Annotated in this window: 14 protein-coding genes; 6 read left to right on the forward strand and 8 right to left on the reverse strand. The window is 68.3% G+C overall.

Annotated features, from left to right (window positions below; translation table 11 throughout):
• Positions 1-174 precede the first annotated feature (174 nt).
• The 4 genes from ACFWUR_RS14695 (at position 175) to ACFWUR_RS14710 (ending at position 6,029) form a co-directional block, all read left to right on the forward strand.
• Positions 175-1,761, forward strand: a complete 1,587-nt coding sequence (locus tag ACFWUR_RS14695; RefSeq protein WP_378906908.1) for an FAD-dependent oxidoreductase — start codon at positions 175-177, stop codon at positions 1,759-1,761.
• 100 nt (positions 1,762-1,861) lie between these two features.
• Positions 1,862-1,996 carry a hypothetical protein gene (locus ACFWUR_RS14700; RefSeq protein WP_378906910.1) on the forward strand — a complete coding sequence of 45 codons (135 nt, stop codon included), beginning with the start codon at positions 1,862-1,864 and terminating at the stop codon, positions 1,994-1,996.
• A gap of 672 nt (positions 1,997-2,668) precedes the next feature.
• Positions 2,669-4,978, forward strand: a complete 2,310-nt coding sequence (locus ACFWUR_RS14705) for an Hsp70 family protein (protein ID WP_378906912.1) — start codon at positions 2,669-2,671, stop codon at positions 4,976-4,978.
• A gap of 253 nt (positions 4,979-5,231) precedes the next feature.
• Entirely contained in the window at positions 5,232-6,029 is a 798-nt protein-coding gene (locus ACFWUR_RS14710) for an HAD family hydrolase (protein ID WP_378906914.1), read from the forward strand.
• Between the two features lie 151 nt (positions 6,030-6,180).
• Here ACFWUR_RS14710 and ACFWUR_RS14715 read toward each other — a convergent pair whose 3' ends face one another.
• The gene (locus tag ACFWUR_RS14715) at positions 6,181-6,591 is read right to left on the reverse strand and encodes a VOC family protein (RefSeq protein WP_378906915.1); all 411 of its coding nucleotides are present in this window, start codon (positions 6,589-6,591) and stop codon (positions 6,181-6,183) included.
• A gap of 93 nt (positions 6,592-6,684) precedes the next feature.
• On the opposite strand from ACFWUR_RS14715, the gene ACFWUR_RS14720 reads away from it, so the two are divergent.
• A complete protein-coding gene (locus tag ACFWUR_RS14720) occupies positions 6,685-7,623 on the forward strand; it encodes a helix-turn-helix transcriptional regulator (RefSeq protein WP_378906917.1) in 939 nt (312 codons plus the stop codon).
• Between the two features lie 10 nt (positions 7,624-7,633).
• Here the strand turns inward: ACFWUR_RS14720 and ACFWUR_RS14725 are convergent, their stop codons facing one another.
• Together ACFWUR_RS14725 and ACFWUR_RS14730 are read right to left on the reverse strand one after the other, a co-directional pair.
• The gene (locus ACFWUR_RS14725; RefSeq protein ID WP_378906919.1) at positions 7,634-8,329 is read right to left on the reverse strand and encodes an SGNH/GDSL hydrolase family protein; all 696 of its coding nucleotides are present in this window, start codon (positions 8,327-8,329) and stop codon (positions 7,634-7,636) included.
• 16 nt (positions 8,330-8,345) lie between these two features.
• Positions 8,346-9,764, reverse strand: coding sequence for an MFS transporter (locus ACFWUR_RS14730; RefSeq protein ID WP_378906921.1), 1,419 nt, complete (start codon positions 9,762-9,764; stop codon positions 8,346-8,348).
• A 103-nt stretch (positions 9,765-9,867) separates the two neighbouring features.
• Between ACFWUR_RS14730 and ACFWUR_RS14735 the strand changes: the two genes are divergently transcribed.
• Entirely contained in the window at positions 9,868-10,506 is a 639-nt protein-coding gene (locus ACFWUR_RS14735) for a TetR/AcrR family transcriptional regulator (RefSeq protein ID WP_378906923.1), read from the forward strand.
• A gap of 88 nt (positions 10,507-10,594) precedes the next feature.
• Here the strand turns inward: ACFWUR_RS14735 and ACFWUR_RS14740 are convergent, their stop codons facing one another.
• The 5 genes from ACFWUR_RS14740 to ACFWUR_RS14760 form a co-directional block, all read right to left on the reverse strand.
• Positions 10,595-11,515 carry a hypothetical protein gene (locus ACFWUR_RS14740; RefSeq protein ID WP_378906925.1) on the reverse strand — a complete coding sequence of 307 codons (921 nt, stop codon included), beginning with the start codon at positions 11,513-11,515 and terminating at the stop codon, positions 10,595-10,597.
• Positions 11,516-11,669: 154 nt separating this feature from the next.
• The gene (locus ACFWUR_RS14745) at positions 11,670-12,674 is read right to left on the reverse strand and encodes a CbiX/SirB N-terminal domain-containing protein (RefSeq protein ID WP_378906927.1); all 1,005 of its coding nucleotides are present in this window, start codon (positions 12,672-12,674) and stop codon (positions 11,670-11,672) included.
• Entirely contained in the window at positions 12,674-13,969 is a 1,296-nt protein-coding gene (locus ACFWUR_RS14750) for a sulfate adenylyltransferase subunit 1 (RefSeq protein WP_378906929.1), read from the reverse strand. The genes ACFWUR_RS14745 and ACFWUR_RS14750 overlap by 1 nt, the downstream gene beginning before the upstream one ends.
• Positions 13,969-14,928, reverse strand: coding sequence for a sulfate adenylyltransferase subunit CysD (gene cysD, locus ACFWUR_RS14755; protein ID WP_378906931.1), 960 nt, complete (start codon positions 14,926-14,928; stop codon positions 13,969-13,971). Before cysD ends, ACFWUR_RS14750 begins: the two co-directional genes overlap by 1 nt.
• Positions 14,925-15,644 carry a phosphoadenylyl-sulfate reductase gene (locus ACFWUR_RS14760; protein ID WP_378906933.1) on the reverse strand — a complete coding sequence of 240 codons (720 nt, stop codon included), beginning with the start codon at positions 15,642-15,644 and terminating at the stop codon, positions 14,925-14,927. The genes cysD and ACFWUR_RS14760 overlap by 4 nt, the downstream gene beginning before the upstream one ends.
• Positions 15,645-15,647 lie beyond the last annotated feature (3 nt).

Consider the following 15,647-nt stretch of genomic DNA (forward strand, 5'->3'; position numbering starts at 1 on the left):
AAGCGGACCTTCGCCGACTACTACGTCGACGTGCGCGCGTTGGCCGAGGAGATCGGTTTGATGAACCCGGTCGCGCGCAAGGTGTGGAAGCTGCTGGGGATCGATGGTCCGTCGAGCCGGTACCGTTCGGAGCCCAAGCGCTCCGCGAAGCACGCCGCCTGAGACGATAGCAATATGCCATATGTCGTTACCCAGTCATGCTGTAGTGACGCCTCGTGCGTCTACGCATGCCCGGTCAACTGTATTCATCCCACCCCGGATGAGCCGGATTTCCGTACCGCGGAGATGCTCTACGTCGATCCGGCGGCCTGCGTGGACTGTGGTGCCTGTGCCACCGCATGCCCCGTCGATGCCATCACCTCGTCGAAGAAGCTGACCGACGAACAGAAGCCGTTCATCGAGATCAACGCCGATTTCTACCGCGTGCAGCGGGACCGGCCGACATTGGCCGCACCGGTGATGCCGCCCGCGATCGACACGCAGCGCTCCCCGCTGCGTGTCGCCATCGTGGGTTCGGGCCCCTCGGCGATGTACGCCGCCGACGAGCTGCTCACCCAGCCAGGCGTCGCGGTCACGATGTTCGACCGCCTGCCGCAGGCCTACGGTCTGGCCCGCCTCGGCGTCGCACCCGATCACCAGCACACCAGGAAGGTCGCCGACCTGTTCGACATCATGTCGAAGCAGGACGATTTCGGCACCTACCTCGATGTCGAGATCGGCAAGCACATCAGCCATGCCGAACTGCTCGAGCACTTCCACAGCGTGATCTACGCCGTGGGCGCGTCCTCGGATCGCAAGCTGGGCATCCCGGGTGAGGGCTTGGCGGGCAACGTCTCGGCCACCGACTTCGTGGCCTGGTACAACGGCCATCCCGACCACGCCGACGATCGGTTCGATCTGAACCAGAAGCGGGTCGTCATCGTCGGCAACGGCAACGTCGCCCTCGACGTCGCCCGCATCCTGACCGTCGATCCGGCCCTGCTCGCCGACACCGACATCGCGCCCTACGCGTTGAAGGCGTTGCGGGAGAGCAAGATCGAGGAAGTCGTGATCCTGGGCCGTCGCGGTCCGGCCGAGTCGGCGTTCACCGTGCCGGAGTTCGTCGGCCTGCTGGCCGCCGACATCGACATCGCGATCGAGGGCGAGCTGCCCGCGGTCACGCCCGATCTGCCCTACAAGGTCGAGCAGAAGCTTCGCCTGCTGCACAGCGTCGCGAATCGCCCGTTCGGTGCGCGCAAGCGCATCGTGTTCCGCTACCTGTCCTCGCCGGTGGAGATCGTCGGCACCGACGCGGTGACCGGGGTACGGGTGGAGCGCAACGAGCTCGTCACCGACGCCGAAGGTCGCGTGGCCGCCACGCCGACCGGTGATATCGCGTTGCTCGAGGCGGGCGTCGTGCTCACCTCGGTCGGGTACCGAGGGGTGCCGACCGCGGATCTGCCGTTCGACGAAGCTCGTGCGGTGATCCCGAACGAAGCGGGCCGGGTGCTCACCGCCCCCGGTGGCGAGGTCTTCCCCGGCACGTATGTGACCGGCTGGATCAAGCGCGGCCCGACCGGTTTCATCGGAACCAACAAGTCGTGTGCGCAGGAAACCGTGCAGCAGCTCGCCGAAGATTTCAACGGCGGCAAGCTGCGCGCGCCCGTTCGCGACGCGCAGGAGTTCGACCGACTCGTGCGCGCCCGTCGCCCGCAGGCGGTCGCCGGGGGTGCCGCGGCGCCACGGGAACGCTCGGTGAAGCGGCTGTTCGCTCGCGGCTGAGACTGAGAACCGAAGGCCCGCATCGTCACTGGGAGACGTTGCGGGCCTTTCTCGTTCCTCCTGCGCGGTGAAGCCGCGATCCGCGGCAACGGCCGTCCCGGTGACGAAGGACGCCTCGCCTTCGGGGGTCGCTGCCATCGACGCGGGGGACGCCGGGGTCTCGACCGCGCCGGAGATCAGGGCGTTGACCCGAGCCCCCGCCGCGGCGGTCTCCAGCGCCACCGACTTGGTCTGATCTGCTCGGCAACCGCCTCACCGTGGTCCTCGCCCCCGGGAGCCGAGGACCACGGCGGCCTTCGGCCGCGACTCGCAGTGCGAACGCCTTGTCGATGCCGGACCGGCGCGGCGATGAGAACGCCCTGGTGGGCGAATCGAGTGGACATGCGTAGTGCCTTCTTTGCCTTGACGTTTCGGAGATCCGAACGGTCTCTCTCCGTGCATTCGGTCAACCGCCGCACTTCGGGCGGTGCTGCCGGGAATCGGCCACTGCGATGACGTGTCAACAAAAGTGGGTGTATTTCGACATGAACGGAATGCAATTCACCGCTACTTGAATCGCGCCGGTAGTAAACGAATTGGTTACCGGTCGGTAAGTGCTCCAATAGCCTGAATAACAAACTCTGAGATTGTATTGATCGGGCGCTCTGTCCGATTACTCGCAGGTAGCTGCTTCTCGGAGTATGCGAATCGGAGGGAGGTCGTTCAGGGGGGTAGATATTTAGCCTTCAACCATCTCACCTGCGCGAATCGTATTGCGGTGGCGCGTGGTTGCCGATTCCGTATCAATCTGGCAGCAATTCGCGGACGTGCCAGTTAATCTAGGCGAGCTGTTTGGAAGACGACCGCGGCCACATGGTGCGCTCGCGTGCTGGACGTGGTCACGGTGCGTTGACGGGATAGCAAAAACATGACCAGAGGTCTGGGCTTGAGTATCGGTGCGGTCAATGCGATTTCGGCGGTAGTCGCCGACGATCCGGCCAAGCCGACGGTGCGCACACGACGCACCGCACTGACATTCGACGACGTGGGCAGGCCCCGCATCGGCGCGATCAACGAATTCGCCTCGGCGATCACGGATTTCGCGGACCTGACCCGCGAACCGGAACCGATGGTGGTGGGTGGGCGCTTCTACTCGGCGACCAACCTGATCGCCGCGGTGGTCACCGGCCTGATCGAGCTGGCCGAACCATCGGCCGGGATCGTCCTGACCTATCCGGCGGTCTATACCGACAAACAGGTCTCGTTACTCGGCCAGGCGCTGCACCTCGCGGGCGCCGGTGAGGTTCTGCTGGCGCCGGAGCCGGTCGCCGCCGCGGAATGGCTCGAGATCGATCGCGGCCCACTGGAGCCGGGCTTCGTGCTCGTCTACGACCTGGGCGCCACCAGCCTCGACCTCACCGTGCTGCGCGTCGGTCCCGACTGGCCGCACCATCCGATGGTCGGAACCCCCACGCGGTCCACCGATTTCGGTGGCAAGCCGCTCGGCGAGATGGTCGCCCGCTACGCCGGGCACCCGGGGTCGGGCCGTGCGACCCAGACCCTCACCTCCATGGTGAACATCGATGCGCTGCGCGCCGAACACATCCGCGACACCTTCCCGCTGGTCAGCAAGAGCGTGGCGGCGGCGGGGCTGCGGTTGGCGGATCTGTCGCGCATCCTGGTCGTCGGCGGTGCCTCTCGCCCACCCGAAGTCGCCCGCACCCTCGCCGAACTCGGCGTCCCCCTCGTCACCGTCGCCGACCCCGGCCAGGTGATCGCCGCGGGTGCCGCGGGTTTGGCTGCTCGTACCTTCGCGCCCGAGCAGCAGAGCGGTGCCGCTGTGCCGCACGTCGCGGTGTTCTCCAGCGCGGCAGTCGTTTCCGCGCTCGCCATGTCGGCGATGACGGTGTTCGGCAGCCCCTTCGATCCCGGCCTGATGCCGGTGCTCGAGCGTTTTCCGGCTCTCGGCGCGCCCGCCGAAGCATTGCTCTACGACATGAGCGCCGATCTCCTCGCCGCCCGCGCCGCCGGTCTGGTCAGCGATGTCGACCCGGTCAGCGGCCGCATTCGAGTGGCGGGCGCGGCCGCTGCTCGCAGCGCCTACGAGAACTTCATCGCTCCCGCCTCGGCTCCCGGCGGGAAGCCCCGCACCGGTGGGTTTTCGGGCAATGGCGGCGACCGCGGCGGCTCCGGCCATCACGAGATCCGCGACGAGTGCAAGTCGCCGTTCCTCGCCCGCACCACCTACGGCGACCCGGCCCGCTTCATCAACCCCTTACCCTTCGGCCAGCCGGCCGCCCACCCCCCGAGCACCCCGACCGAGCCCGGCGCCCCCGAACTGCCCCAGGGAGGCCCGATCTCGACCCCCGGAACTCCCGAAGCGCCGAATACCCCGACCGAACCCGGCGCACCGGGCTCCGGCAATGTTCCTGCGCCGGGCACCACGCCGACGGACGGCGACTCCGCGCCCACCGGTGGCACTGCTCCCGCCGACGGGACCTCGGCACCGAGCACCGGCGGCGCCTCCGGCGACACCGGGGGATCGGCACCTGCCGATGGAAGTACCTCTGGCACAGCACCTTCGGATTCGGGTGTTTCGACCGGAGGGTCGGGCGGACTCGGCTCGGGAGGCACTCCGGCCGGCGGCACCACCGACGGTGGCGCGACAGGCGGCTCGACCGGCGGTGGAACCGCCGGTGGCTCGGATACTTCCGGTGGCTCGGCAGACGGCGGCGCGTCCGGTGGCGGTACCTCGACTGGCGGTAGCGGTGGTGCCTCTGGCGGCGGTGGCGGTGCTTCCGGCGGTGGTGCCTCTGGTGGTGGCGGTGGTGGTGGCGCTTCCGGTGGTGGTACTTCGGGCGGCGGTAGCGGGGGTGGAGCGTCCGGCGGCGCTTCGAGCGGTGGTGGAGGGGGTGCCTCCGGCGGCGGTAGCGGCGGTGGTGCGTCCAGCGGTGGATCCGACAGTGGTGCCTCCGGTGGTGGTGGCGGAGCTTCGGGTGGAAGCACCTCGGGCGGCGGAACCTCCTCGGGCGGAGCGTCTTCGGGCGGTGGCAGGTCCTCTGGCGGATCGGACAGCGGCGCATCAGGAGGCGGTGCGTCCTCCGGCGGCGCCTCCTCGGGCGGAGCGTCTTCGGGCGGTGGCACATCCTCTGGCGGCCCGGGTGGAGCATCCTCAGGCGGTGGCGGTGGCGGTGGCGGTGGCGGTGGCGGTGGCGGTGGTGGCGGCTCTCGCCGCTGACCGATCCGCAACGCGATCAGGATTTCGCGGCGGAACAGGCTCGCGGACAGAACGGTTCGACATACCGCACAGGGCGGGCGCAGATCGTTCCCTTCGGAACGTTGATTGTGATGCGTGGCCGTCTCAGCCCTGCCCGATAGGTTCGGTTGCTCCCGGCGGCCTACCTTCTCGAGTTGATCTTGTGCGCCCAGCTGCGTAGCCCGACGGCGGTGAAACACGAGTGAGTGCCGTCGGGTGCGGGCACAATGGGGCGGTGGCTTTAGTCGGGGGAGCGCCGAAGCTGATCGCGCTCGATGTGGACGGAACTCTGCTGGCAACGGGGTTCGAGATCAGCGCACGGGTGGGAACAGTGGTGCGGGCGGCGGTGTCGGCGGGGGCGCATGTGGTGGTCACCACCGGGCGCACCCTGCTCACCACGCGTCCGGTGCTGAGCGAGCTCGGGCTCGCCGAGGGGCATGCCCTGTGCTCCAACGGTGCTGTGCACATCGATGTGGCACGCGGCGAACCGGTTGCGGTCCAGTCGTTCGATCCGGGACCGGCGGTGCTCGCGCTGCGCACGCTGTTCCCCGACATGGTCTTCGCCGCCGAACGCGTGGGCATCGGTACCTGGGCGACCGGGCACGGACCCGGGGAGTTCTCGATCGGCGACTTCCAGCTCGTCGACTATCGCCAGCTGAGCAGTGTGCCGACGCCGCGCCTCAACGGCTGGTGGCCCGACGGCAGCCCCGACGAAATGCTGCGAATGTTACAAACCTTCGAGGTTCCCGACGCCTCCTGGGTCCACGGCGAGTACGGCCCGTGGCTCACCGTCTCGCGCCGTGGCGTCTCCAAAGGTTGGGCGCTGGAACAACTTCGGCAGCTCCTCGGCGTCGAGGCCGAGGCGACCTTGGCCATCGGCGACGGCTTCAACGACCGTGAGATGTTGCGCTGGGCAGCGCATTCGGTAGCGATGGCCGGCTCGCCCGCCGCGGTGCTCGCCCTGGCCGACGAAGTGACCGGCGACGTCAGCGAGGACGGGGTAGCCACCGTCCTCGAGCGCTGGTTCGCCTGAGTGCCGACGTCGTCGCCGGGGCCGACCTCGAACTCGCCGGATGCCAGGGCATTGCACGCGGGTGGAGCGGGTATTCGCCGAAGCCGACGCATCGACTCGATTATCGCTGTGCGTGGGCCCGGCCGACCGGATGAGCACTGCTACCGCACGGCTAGGCCGACATCGGCGCGGTCATCGCCACATAGTGCGGATTCGCCATGATTCCGAGCACATTGCCGAACGGATCGAGCACCGCCGCGGTCACGAACCCGGTGGCCTCCCCGCGCTCGGTGATCGGCTCGTACTCGGTGGCGCCCAGTTCGAGCAATCGAGCGAGCGTGGCAGCGAGGTCGTCGACCTGCCAGAACACCACTCCGCCTCCGCCCGGCGCGTTGTGTGCGCCCGCCGGTGCGTACGCGCGGTTGATGATTCCCAGCTCAGCTTGCATCGGCCCGAGGCGGAACTCGTAGTACCCGCCGGGGACCTCGTAATACGGTGCGATGCCGAGGAACTCGCTGTACCAGTCCTTGGCGGCGGTGAGGTCGTCGGCGTAGTAGGTGGTGGTCGCCATTCCGCGCAGCATGTCTGCTCCTTCGATCGTCGTTTCGCTGTGTCAACGACCTTGCCAGCCAAAGTGCTCACCGAATGAGCACTTTGTTCGGCAGAATCACCGAGTATGCGAGCCGACAGATTGGTAGCCACCCTGCTGTTGATGCAGGCCCGTGGGCGGGTGACCGCCGCCCAGGTCGCCGCCGAACTGGAAGTATCGGTGGCGACCGCACGGCGTGACTTGGAAGCATTGTCGTCCGCCGGTATCCCGGTCTACCCGCAGTCGGGTCGCGGGGGCGGCTGGTCGTTGATCGGCGGCGCGCGAACGGATCTGTCCGGGCTGACCGCGGGGGAGACCAGGGCGCTGTTCTTGCTCGCGGGCCCCGCGGCCCAGGCCGCCCCAGAACTGAAATCGGCTCTCCGCAAGTTGGTTCGGGCCCTACCGCATACTTTCCGCGCGGATGCGGCCGCCGCGGCCGACGCCGTTGTCGTAGATCCGGCCCGATGGGGGCGCCCGGATCCGCAAGCGCCCGCGGTGCTCGAAACGGTGCAGCGCGCGGTGGTGGATCGCCGTCGCGTACGCATCGACTATCTGAGCAAGGGTGAGCGCACGGTCCGCACGGTCGATCCATGGGGGCTGGTCGAGAAGGAAACGGTCTGGTATCTCGTCGCGGGCACCGACAGCGGGCAGCGAACCTTCCGGCTGGACCGCGTCGTCGGCGTCGTCACTCTCGACGAAACAGCTCACCGGCCAACCGATTTCGATCTCCAAGCGGAGTGGTCTCGGATTGTCGAGCGGATGGAGGACCGTCGCGCCGCCGTCGCCGCGACGGTCCTCGTTTCCACCGATCTCGCGCCCGTCCTGGCCGACCAGCAGGGCCGCAACTGCACTCTGCTCGGCCCGGCCACGGACGGGCGGATACGGGCCCGGATCACCGCCGACACCGCGAAGATGCTCGCCCGGCAACTCGCGGGATGGGGTGGCGACGTAGAGGTCACCGGACCCGCCGAGGTCAGATCCGAACTGGTGGCACTCGGCACTCAACTGGTGCGCGACAACAGGTGAGTGCGGTCCGCTACGACTGGCCGATCCGCGAGGCCAGTGACCGCACGACCGCACTGGCCAGCACTGCCTGCCCACTCGTGGTGAAGTGGATGAGGTCGGCGCTCATCAATTCGGGTCGCGATTGCAGCGGGTGATCCCAGAGCTCGGTGAGCACCGCGTCGAACTCGGTGGCCACCGCCCGCAGCACCTCGTTGAGCGCGATCATCCGTGGCCGCATGGCTCGCATCGGCGCCATCCGCTCGACGCCCCACACATCGGCCATCGTGAAAATCGACAACTGCGCCCCGGTGGCGGACAGCGCGGTGAGGATCGTCGACAGATTCTCGTGCAGCCGGTCCACATCACCGCCCGCCGTGAACAGATCGTTGCCGCCGCAACTGACGTGCACGAGGTCCGGCGCGAACTCGAGGATTTCGGACAGCTGCCGATCGATGACCTGCTGGCTGGTCGCACCGATTCGACCCGTGTTGCGGTAGGCCAGAGTGGGATTCACCGTGGTGAGATTCGCCGCGACCCGATCGGCCCAGCCGGTCGGGGCGTACCCGGGGCTCGGATCGCCGGTGCCTGCGGCGATGGAATCACCGAGCACCGCGAAACGCTGCCACGGCGCTCCTGCGAGCAGCGCGGTGGTCTGCTCCGGCGGCAGTACCAGCGGATCGTCGGCTTCGGCAGCGAATTCCATGGACAGTGGTGTGCTGAAAGTCATTGTTGAGCTCCTGGGTTCAGTCGGTCGAGTCGGGCCGCAACGGCAATGCGAGCAGCAGAGCGACGGCGAGGTTGATCGCCGCGCATACGGCGAACAGGATGTGAAAACCACGAAGGGCGTCGTCGGATGTCGCCGAGAAGATCGCGGCCAGGAGGGCGATGCCGAGCGCTCCACCCACTTGGCGTGCGGTGAGGTTCATCCCGATGCCCGCCGCGAACTGTTGCGGCGGTACCGAACTCGCCGCCGCTGTGCCGAGCACTGTGACGACGATGCCGATCCCACCGCCGCCGAGCACACCGGCCGGAATCCACGCGGTCCACAGCGCGGGTTCGGGTCCGAAGGCATCGGTGCTCATCCAGGCCGTCGCGGCCGTGGACATCAGGGCGCCGAGCACCCCCACCCAGCGCCGACCGCGTGGGGTCGTAATCCGCCCGGTGACAACCGCGGTCACCATCGATGCCACCGCGCCGACGGTCATCGCTGCCGCCGACCCGAGTACCGAATAGCCCCAGATCGCATTCAGGAACAGCGGCCCGGCCAGCAACCACGCGAACATCGAGGCGCCGAACAGGAACGAACCCGCGTTCGCGAGCGCGAATTGCCGGTCACGCCACAACAGCACAGCGACCGCGGGGTTTGGGTGCCGACGTGAGCGAAGCAGCGCGAACACCGTCAGCGCGATACCACCGATCAGGGCGATGAGCGTGCCGGGCGCGGTCCAACCCCACGACTGACCTTCGGTAACGGCGGCGACGAGCGCGCCGAGACCGATCGCGATGGCGAGCGTGCCGAGCGGATCGGGCAGCGTCGTATCGGGTGCGGCCTTGTCGCTGCCGGGCAGCCGCAGTCCCGGCACGATCAGTGCCAACGCGATCGGCACATTGATCAGGAATACCGCACGCCAGCCGAACGTCTCGACCAGCGCACCACCTAGCGCCGGGCCGACCAGCGCCGCGAACCCACCGGCCGCCGACCAAGCGCCGATGGCGGCACCGATCTTTGCCCGTGGCGTGGCTGCCAGCACCAGCCCGAGCGCGGCGGGGACCATGAATGCCGCCGCGATGCCCTGTAGGACCCGCCCCGCGATGAGCCAGTTCGCGCCGGGCGCGAGCCCGCACAGCAGGGAGGTGACGGCAAAGCCGGCCAATGCCAGGGCGAACAGGCGCCGGCGGCCCAGTGCGTCGGCGATCCGCCCGGCCGGGGTGAGCAGTGCCGCGAACGCGATCGCGTAACCGCTGACGATCCAGGTGAGCGTGCCGGTGGTGGTGCCGGGATAGCTCAGCGCGATCGTCGGGAACGCGATATTGACAACGGAGAGGTCGAGAAAGGCGATGAATGCCGCGCCTGCGGCCACGGCGAGGGTGCGGCCTGCGGCGCCGGAGTCGGGAGGCGCTGTACTGAGCGGATCTTCGGGCCGAGCTGACACGTCGGTCATGCGGAGTCCTTCGAGGAGACGAAATAAGAACGTACGATCGTTCGTAAATAAAAGTACGACCGATCGTTCGCCTTCGCAACCCCGCGGTGGAACAATGATTCCCATGACCCAGTTGACGGAACCGAGCGACCAGCGGTTGGCCAAGGGTGCCCGCGCTCGCGCCACCATCGCCCGTCGTGCCGCCGAACTCGCCTCCGTCGAAGGACTCGAAGGTCTCAGTATCGGCCGACTCGCCACCGACCTCGGCATCAGCAAAAGTGGCATCGCCACCCTGTTCGGCACCAAAGAGGCCTTGCAGCTCGCCGCCGTCCAGGCGGCCCGCGAGATCTTCATCGAGCGCGTCGTCGCCAAGGGCCTCGGCACCCCGCGCGGCGCCGCCCGGGTTCGCGACCTGATCGACCGCTGGTTCGCCCATATCGACAACCCGCCGTTCCCCGGTGGGTGCTTCCGGGTGGCGACCCTCACCGAATTCAGCAGCAAGCCGGGCGCTGTCCGCGATGCCGTCGTGGCCGACCACGACGACTGGCTGGCCTTTCTGGCCGGCGAGGTTCGCAAGGCTCAGGCGATGGGCGAACTCGTCGACCTCGACCCCGATCTGCTCGTCTTCGAACTCGATGCGATCGTGAGCGCCGCCAATATCGCTCGCCAGACCGGTGATTCGGCTCGCGTCGACGCGGCGCGCACGATCGCGAACCGCCTGCTGTCGGCCGCGCCGGACGAGGCCGGGCCGGACGGAGCCTAGCCGGACGTGTCGGCGGGCGTGTTCGGATCCGACGCGGCGAGAACCTCGCCCGCGTCAGTGGCTGTGATCTCCGGAGCACATGGGCAACTCACCTGCCCCGCGCTACATCGTCGGCCGCCGACGCTGCCGGTGTGGCACCTGAGCCCGGCTCGAAGGCGCGCAGTGGCGCAACAGTGAAGGCGGCGGTGCGGACGACGTCGTCGTGTCGGAAGTCCAGGAACAGGCGGTAGGTGCCCGGCCCCGGTGCGGCCGCGTGAAAGGTGATCTCGGGGCCGGCGGGAGTGACTCCGTCACCGGGTTCGCCGCTGGGGTGGACGTGGACGTAGGCGAGGTCGCCTGCGCGCAGGATTACGAGATGGCCGAACGCGGCAAGGTAGGGCTGTAGGTCTGTCACCGGCTCGCCGTCCTTGCGGACGCTGAGGGTCAGCAGGCCGCCCTCGGCGCGCAGATCGCCCGCAACGGTCACCTCGTAGCCGTCCACCTCGGCGGTACGGGCAACCGCTGGAACCGGTTGCGGGGAGTAGTGTCCCGCGACTGCCAGATCGGCACCGAGCGTGATCGTCCGGCCGAGCGCCCGCGGCGCGATATCGGTGAATACCCGGTAAGCGCCGGCCTCGGGAAGGTCCAACCGGATCGCCCAGGTGCCGTCGGCTTCCCGCTGTGGATGCACATGCCAGAACCCGGTCAACTCCCGTCGCGCCACGATCAAATGCAGTTCCCGATCATGAATCGCGTCGAACTCGGTCACCGCCGCCCCGTCCGGCCCGAGAATCCGGAACCGGAAGTCGATCCTGCCCGGTTCGGCGATCGCGGTGTCGAGGTCGAGCGTGTACCCGTCCTGCGTAATCCGCAGTCCCCCGGGCAAATCCGCACCGTGCCCGGCCGCGTGTCCCGTAGGGGCGCCACCGTGTCCGGTGTGGCCCGCGTGCGCGTCGTCGGGTCCGCTGCGTCCGTCGTGTTCGGGCTCGGCGGCGGTAGCGGAGTGTCCGATGTGTGCGTTGGCGGTCATTGTTTTCACCTCTCGGCTCGCTGTGCGTGTGAGACCAATATATACCCCAGGGGGGTATCTAATACAGAGGTGTCGGCGCGTGAGATGCGCCACCGGGCAAGCTCGTGAGAATTGCGTCGTTCGGACTGAGACCTCGCGGCCCAGAACGCTGGAATCAGGCGGAGAGTTCGAGATCGGTAGCGACGGCGTTGTCGTACCGTGCCCAGATCACGTCGACCAGCGCGGAGTGCGCCCCGATAACGGCGGCGTGGACAACCTCGGGCGCGGCGGCGACAAGCCGATCGGTCAGCAGCCCCGGCGCCAAGAACCACGGCGCGACCACGATGCGTTCGGCTCCGCGTGCGCGCAGTTGAACCACGGCCCGCTCGATACCGGGTTCGACTGTCGCGAAGCACATTTCGGTGGGGCAACCGGTCACGGTCGCCAATCGCCGCGCCACCACGGCGGTCCGCCGGTTGGCCGCGCCATCGCGGGAGCCGACTGCGGCGACGGCGATCCCCAGGGCGGGCCCGGCCGACGATCCAGTCGCAGGTGTCAGCATGCTCAGCGGCGCGAGACCGGAAGGTGCTGCTGTCGCCGGCCGGCGGAGGTACTCAGCCGGCGACTCGGGTCGAGAACTCGCCGGGATACGACTGTCCGGCGTGTGGGAAGCCGTCGCGGTGACGCCCGTCGGTGTCGATGAGGCGACGCCCACTGGTGGCGTCGAGGGGGAAGCCGGCCCGGCGGCGAGTCCGGGGAGACGGCACGCGGTTGCGACCCGGTCGACCAGCGCGGAGATGAGCAGGGGATCGGGGCCGAGGACCGCGGCTTGGACGAGTCGTATCCGGGGATGGCGGCGGGTGGCGTCGACCAGCAGGGCTGGGAGGTCGATACGAGCGTGAAAAGCGTGGCCGAGCAGCAGGGGAACGACGATCACGTCGGTGTGGCCCCGCGCGGCGAGGTCGTCGACCACGTCGTCCACCGAGGGTGCGCTGAGATCGAGGAAAGCCAGCCGGACGGGGGTGTCGGGGCGGGCGGCGGCCACTTCGGCGACTACGCCGGCCATGGTCGCCGCCGAACGTGGATCGCGGCTGCCGTGGGCGACCGCGATCAACGCGGGCCCGCCACCGCCGCGCGGCACCGCAACGGCACCACGCGGCAGGGCGGGCAGGCGATACATCAGACCGCGGTACCGACCTCGACCGAGGCCAGCACGTCGCCGACCAGGCCGGCCGCGAGGGTGTTGCCACCGGCGGGGTCGATCAGCAGGAACGATCCGGTGTGCCGGTTGGTGCGGTAGTCGTCGGCCGGGATCGGCTCGGCCAGCCGCAACGAGACGCGACCGATATCGTTGAGCTCCAACGATTCCGGGCTCGGCTGGGCGGTCAGCGTCTGCTCGTCGAAGCGCTCCACGAGCGCGCCGACGATGGCCTGGGTGGTCTTGGCTCCGTGCTTGAGCAGCAGTCGAGCACCGGGACGCAGACCCTTGTCGCCGAGCCAGCACACGGTCGCGTCGAAGGCGTCGATCGACTCCGGCGCGTCGTGCACCGAGGCGATGATGTCGCCGCGTGAGATGTCGACCTCATCGGCCAGGATCAGCGTCACGCTGCGCCCGACCTGCGCGACGGCCAGCTCACCGTCGGGGGTGTCGATGCGCTCGACGGTGGTCTTCTTGCCCGAGGGCAGCACCACGATCTCGTCGCCGGGCGACACCGAACCGGCCGCGATCTGACCCGCGTAACCCCGGTAATCGGGGTATTCGGCGGTGCGCGGACGAATCACGTACTGCACGGGGAAACGCAGGCCCAGTGCGTGCGTGCCGGTCGAATCAGCGTCCACCGGAACGGATTCCAGATGCTCGATCAGCGAGGGACCGGTGTAGTACGGGGTGTTCTCCGAGCGACTGGCGATATTGTCGCCGTGCAGCGCCGAGACCGGGATCTCGATGACGTCTTCGGTGGCCCAACCCAGCTTCGAGGTGAGCTCGTTGAACTCGGCGGAGATCTCGGCGAACACCTCGGCCGGGTTGTCGACGAGGTCGATCTTGTTCACGGCGAGCACCAGGCGCGGCACGCCGAGCAGCGCCAGCACGGCCGCATGCCGACGGGTCTGCTCGATGACACCCTTGCGCGCGTCGGTCAGCAGGATCACCAGCTGCGCGGTGGACGCACCCGAGACCGTGTTGCGGGTGTACTGCACGTGCCCCGGCGTATCGGCGAGCACGAAAGACCGCTTGGGCGTGGCGAAGTAGCGGTACGCCACATCGATGGTGATGCCCTGCTCACGCTCGGCACGCAGGCCGTCGACGAGCAGCGACAGGTCCGGTGTGGACAGCCCACGGTCGACCGAGGCGCGGGTGACGGCGTCGATCTGATCGGCCAGCACGGACTTGGTGTCGTAGAGCAGCCGTCCGACCAGTGTTGACTTGCCGTCGTCGACAGAACCGGCGGTGGCCAGCCTCAATAGGTCGGACATCAGAAATAACCCTCTCGCTTGCGGTCTTCCATGGCGGCTTCGGAGACGCGATCGTCGCCACGGGTGGCACCGCGTTCGGTCAGTCGTGACGCCGCGACCTCGGCCAGGATGGCCTGGTTGTCGGCGGCATCGGAGATGATGGCGCCGGTGGTGGAACCGTCGCCGACGGTGCGGTAGCGCACCGAACGGGTTTCCAGCACCTCGTTCTCGTTCGGGCCGCCCCAGACGCCGGGCGTCATCCACATGCCGTCGCGGGAGTACACCGGACGCTCGTGCGCGTAGTAGATCGACGCCAGATCGATGTCCTCGCGGGCGATGTAGCGCCAGATGTCGAGCTCGGTCCAGTTGCTCAGCGGGAACACGCGTACGTGCTCACCCGGAGCGTGCTTGCCGTTGTAGAGGTTCCACAGCTCGGGGCGCTGACGCTTCGGATCCCACTGGCCGAACGCGTTGCGCAGCGAGAAGATCCGCTCCTTGGCGCGCGAACGCTCCTCGTCGCGGCGGCCACCGCCGAAGACCGCGTCGAAGCGGTTCTCGGTGATGGCATCGAGCAGCGGAACGGTCTGCAGCGGGTTGCGGATGCCGTCGGGGCGCTCGGTCAGGCGGCCGTCGGCCAGGTACTCCTCGACCGAGGCGACGTGCAGGCGAAGGCCGTAGCGCTCGACCACCTTGTCGCGGAACTCGAGTACCTCGTCGAGGTTGTGTCCGGTGTCGACGTGCAGCAACGTGAACGGCAGCGGCGCGGGCCAGAAGGCCTTGAGCGCCAGGTGCAACAGGACAGTGGAGTCCTTGCCGCCGGAGAACAGGATCACGGGACGCTCGAACTCGCCCGCGACCTCACGGAAGATGTGGATCGCCTCGGATTCCAGCGCCGCGAGGGTGTCGAACTCGGTCAGCCCGAGGTCGCGTTCGGTGGTGTCGGTACTCACAGGCTCACTCCCAGTGGTGGTGATGGTCATGCTTGGTGCAATCCGCACTCGGTCTTGGCTATACCGGCCCAACGGCCGCTGCGCGGATCGGATCCCGGCTCGGGCTTGCGCGTGCACGGTGCGCAGCCGATGGACGGGTAACCCTCCTCCACCAGGGGATTGACGAGGATGCCGTTGGCCTCGATGTAGGCGGCCATCTCGTCGTCGGACCACGGTGCGATCGGGTTGATCTTCACCAGTCCGAAGCCTTCGTCGAATGAGATCAGTGGGGCGTTGGCGCGGGTGGGCGCCTCGACGCGGCGGATGCCGGTGATCCACGCGTTGTAGCCGCTCAGCGACTTCTTCAGCGGGACGACCTTGCGCAGCCGGCAGCATTCGGCGGCGTCCCGGGCGAACAGGTCCTTGCCCAGCAGTCGGTCCTGCTCGGCGACGTCGGCCTCCGGGCGCACGTTGACCACGTTCACCCCGTACACGGCCTCGACCGCGTCCCGGGTGCCGATGGTCTCGGCGAAGTGGTAGCCGGTGTCGAGGAACAGCACGTCCACACCGGGTCGGGTCTGCGCGGCCAGGTGGACCAGCGCGCCGTCCTGCATGTTCGAGGCGACGATGTAGCCGTTGCCGAAAGTGCGGTCGGTCCAGGCGATCAGGTCGGCCGCGGACGCGTCGGGGCCGAGTTCTGCCGCGCCCTGCTCGGCGAGCGAGCGCAGTTGCTCTTCGGACAGTTTTGCCGCGAGATTGGTGGTCACAGT

The sequence above is a fragment of the Nocardia sp. NPDC058633 genome (genome assembly GCF_042717045.1).
Taxonomy (GTDB): domain Bacteria; phylum Actinomycetota; class Actinomycetes; order Mycobacteriales; family Mycobacteriaceae; genus Nocardia.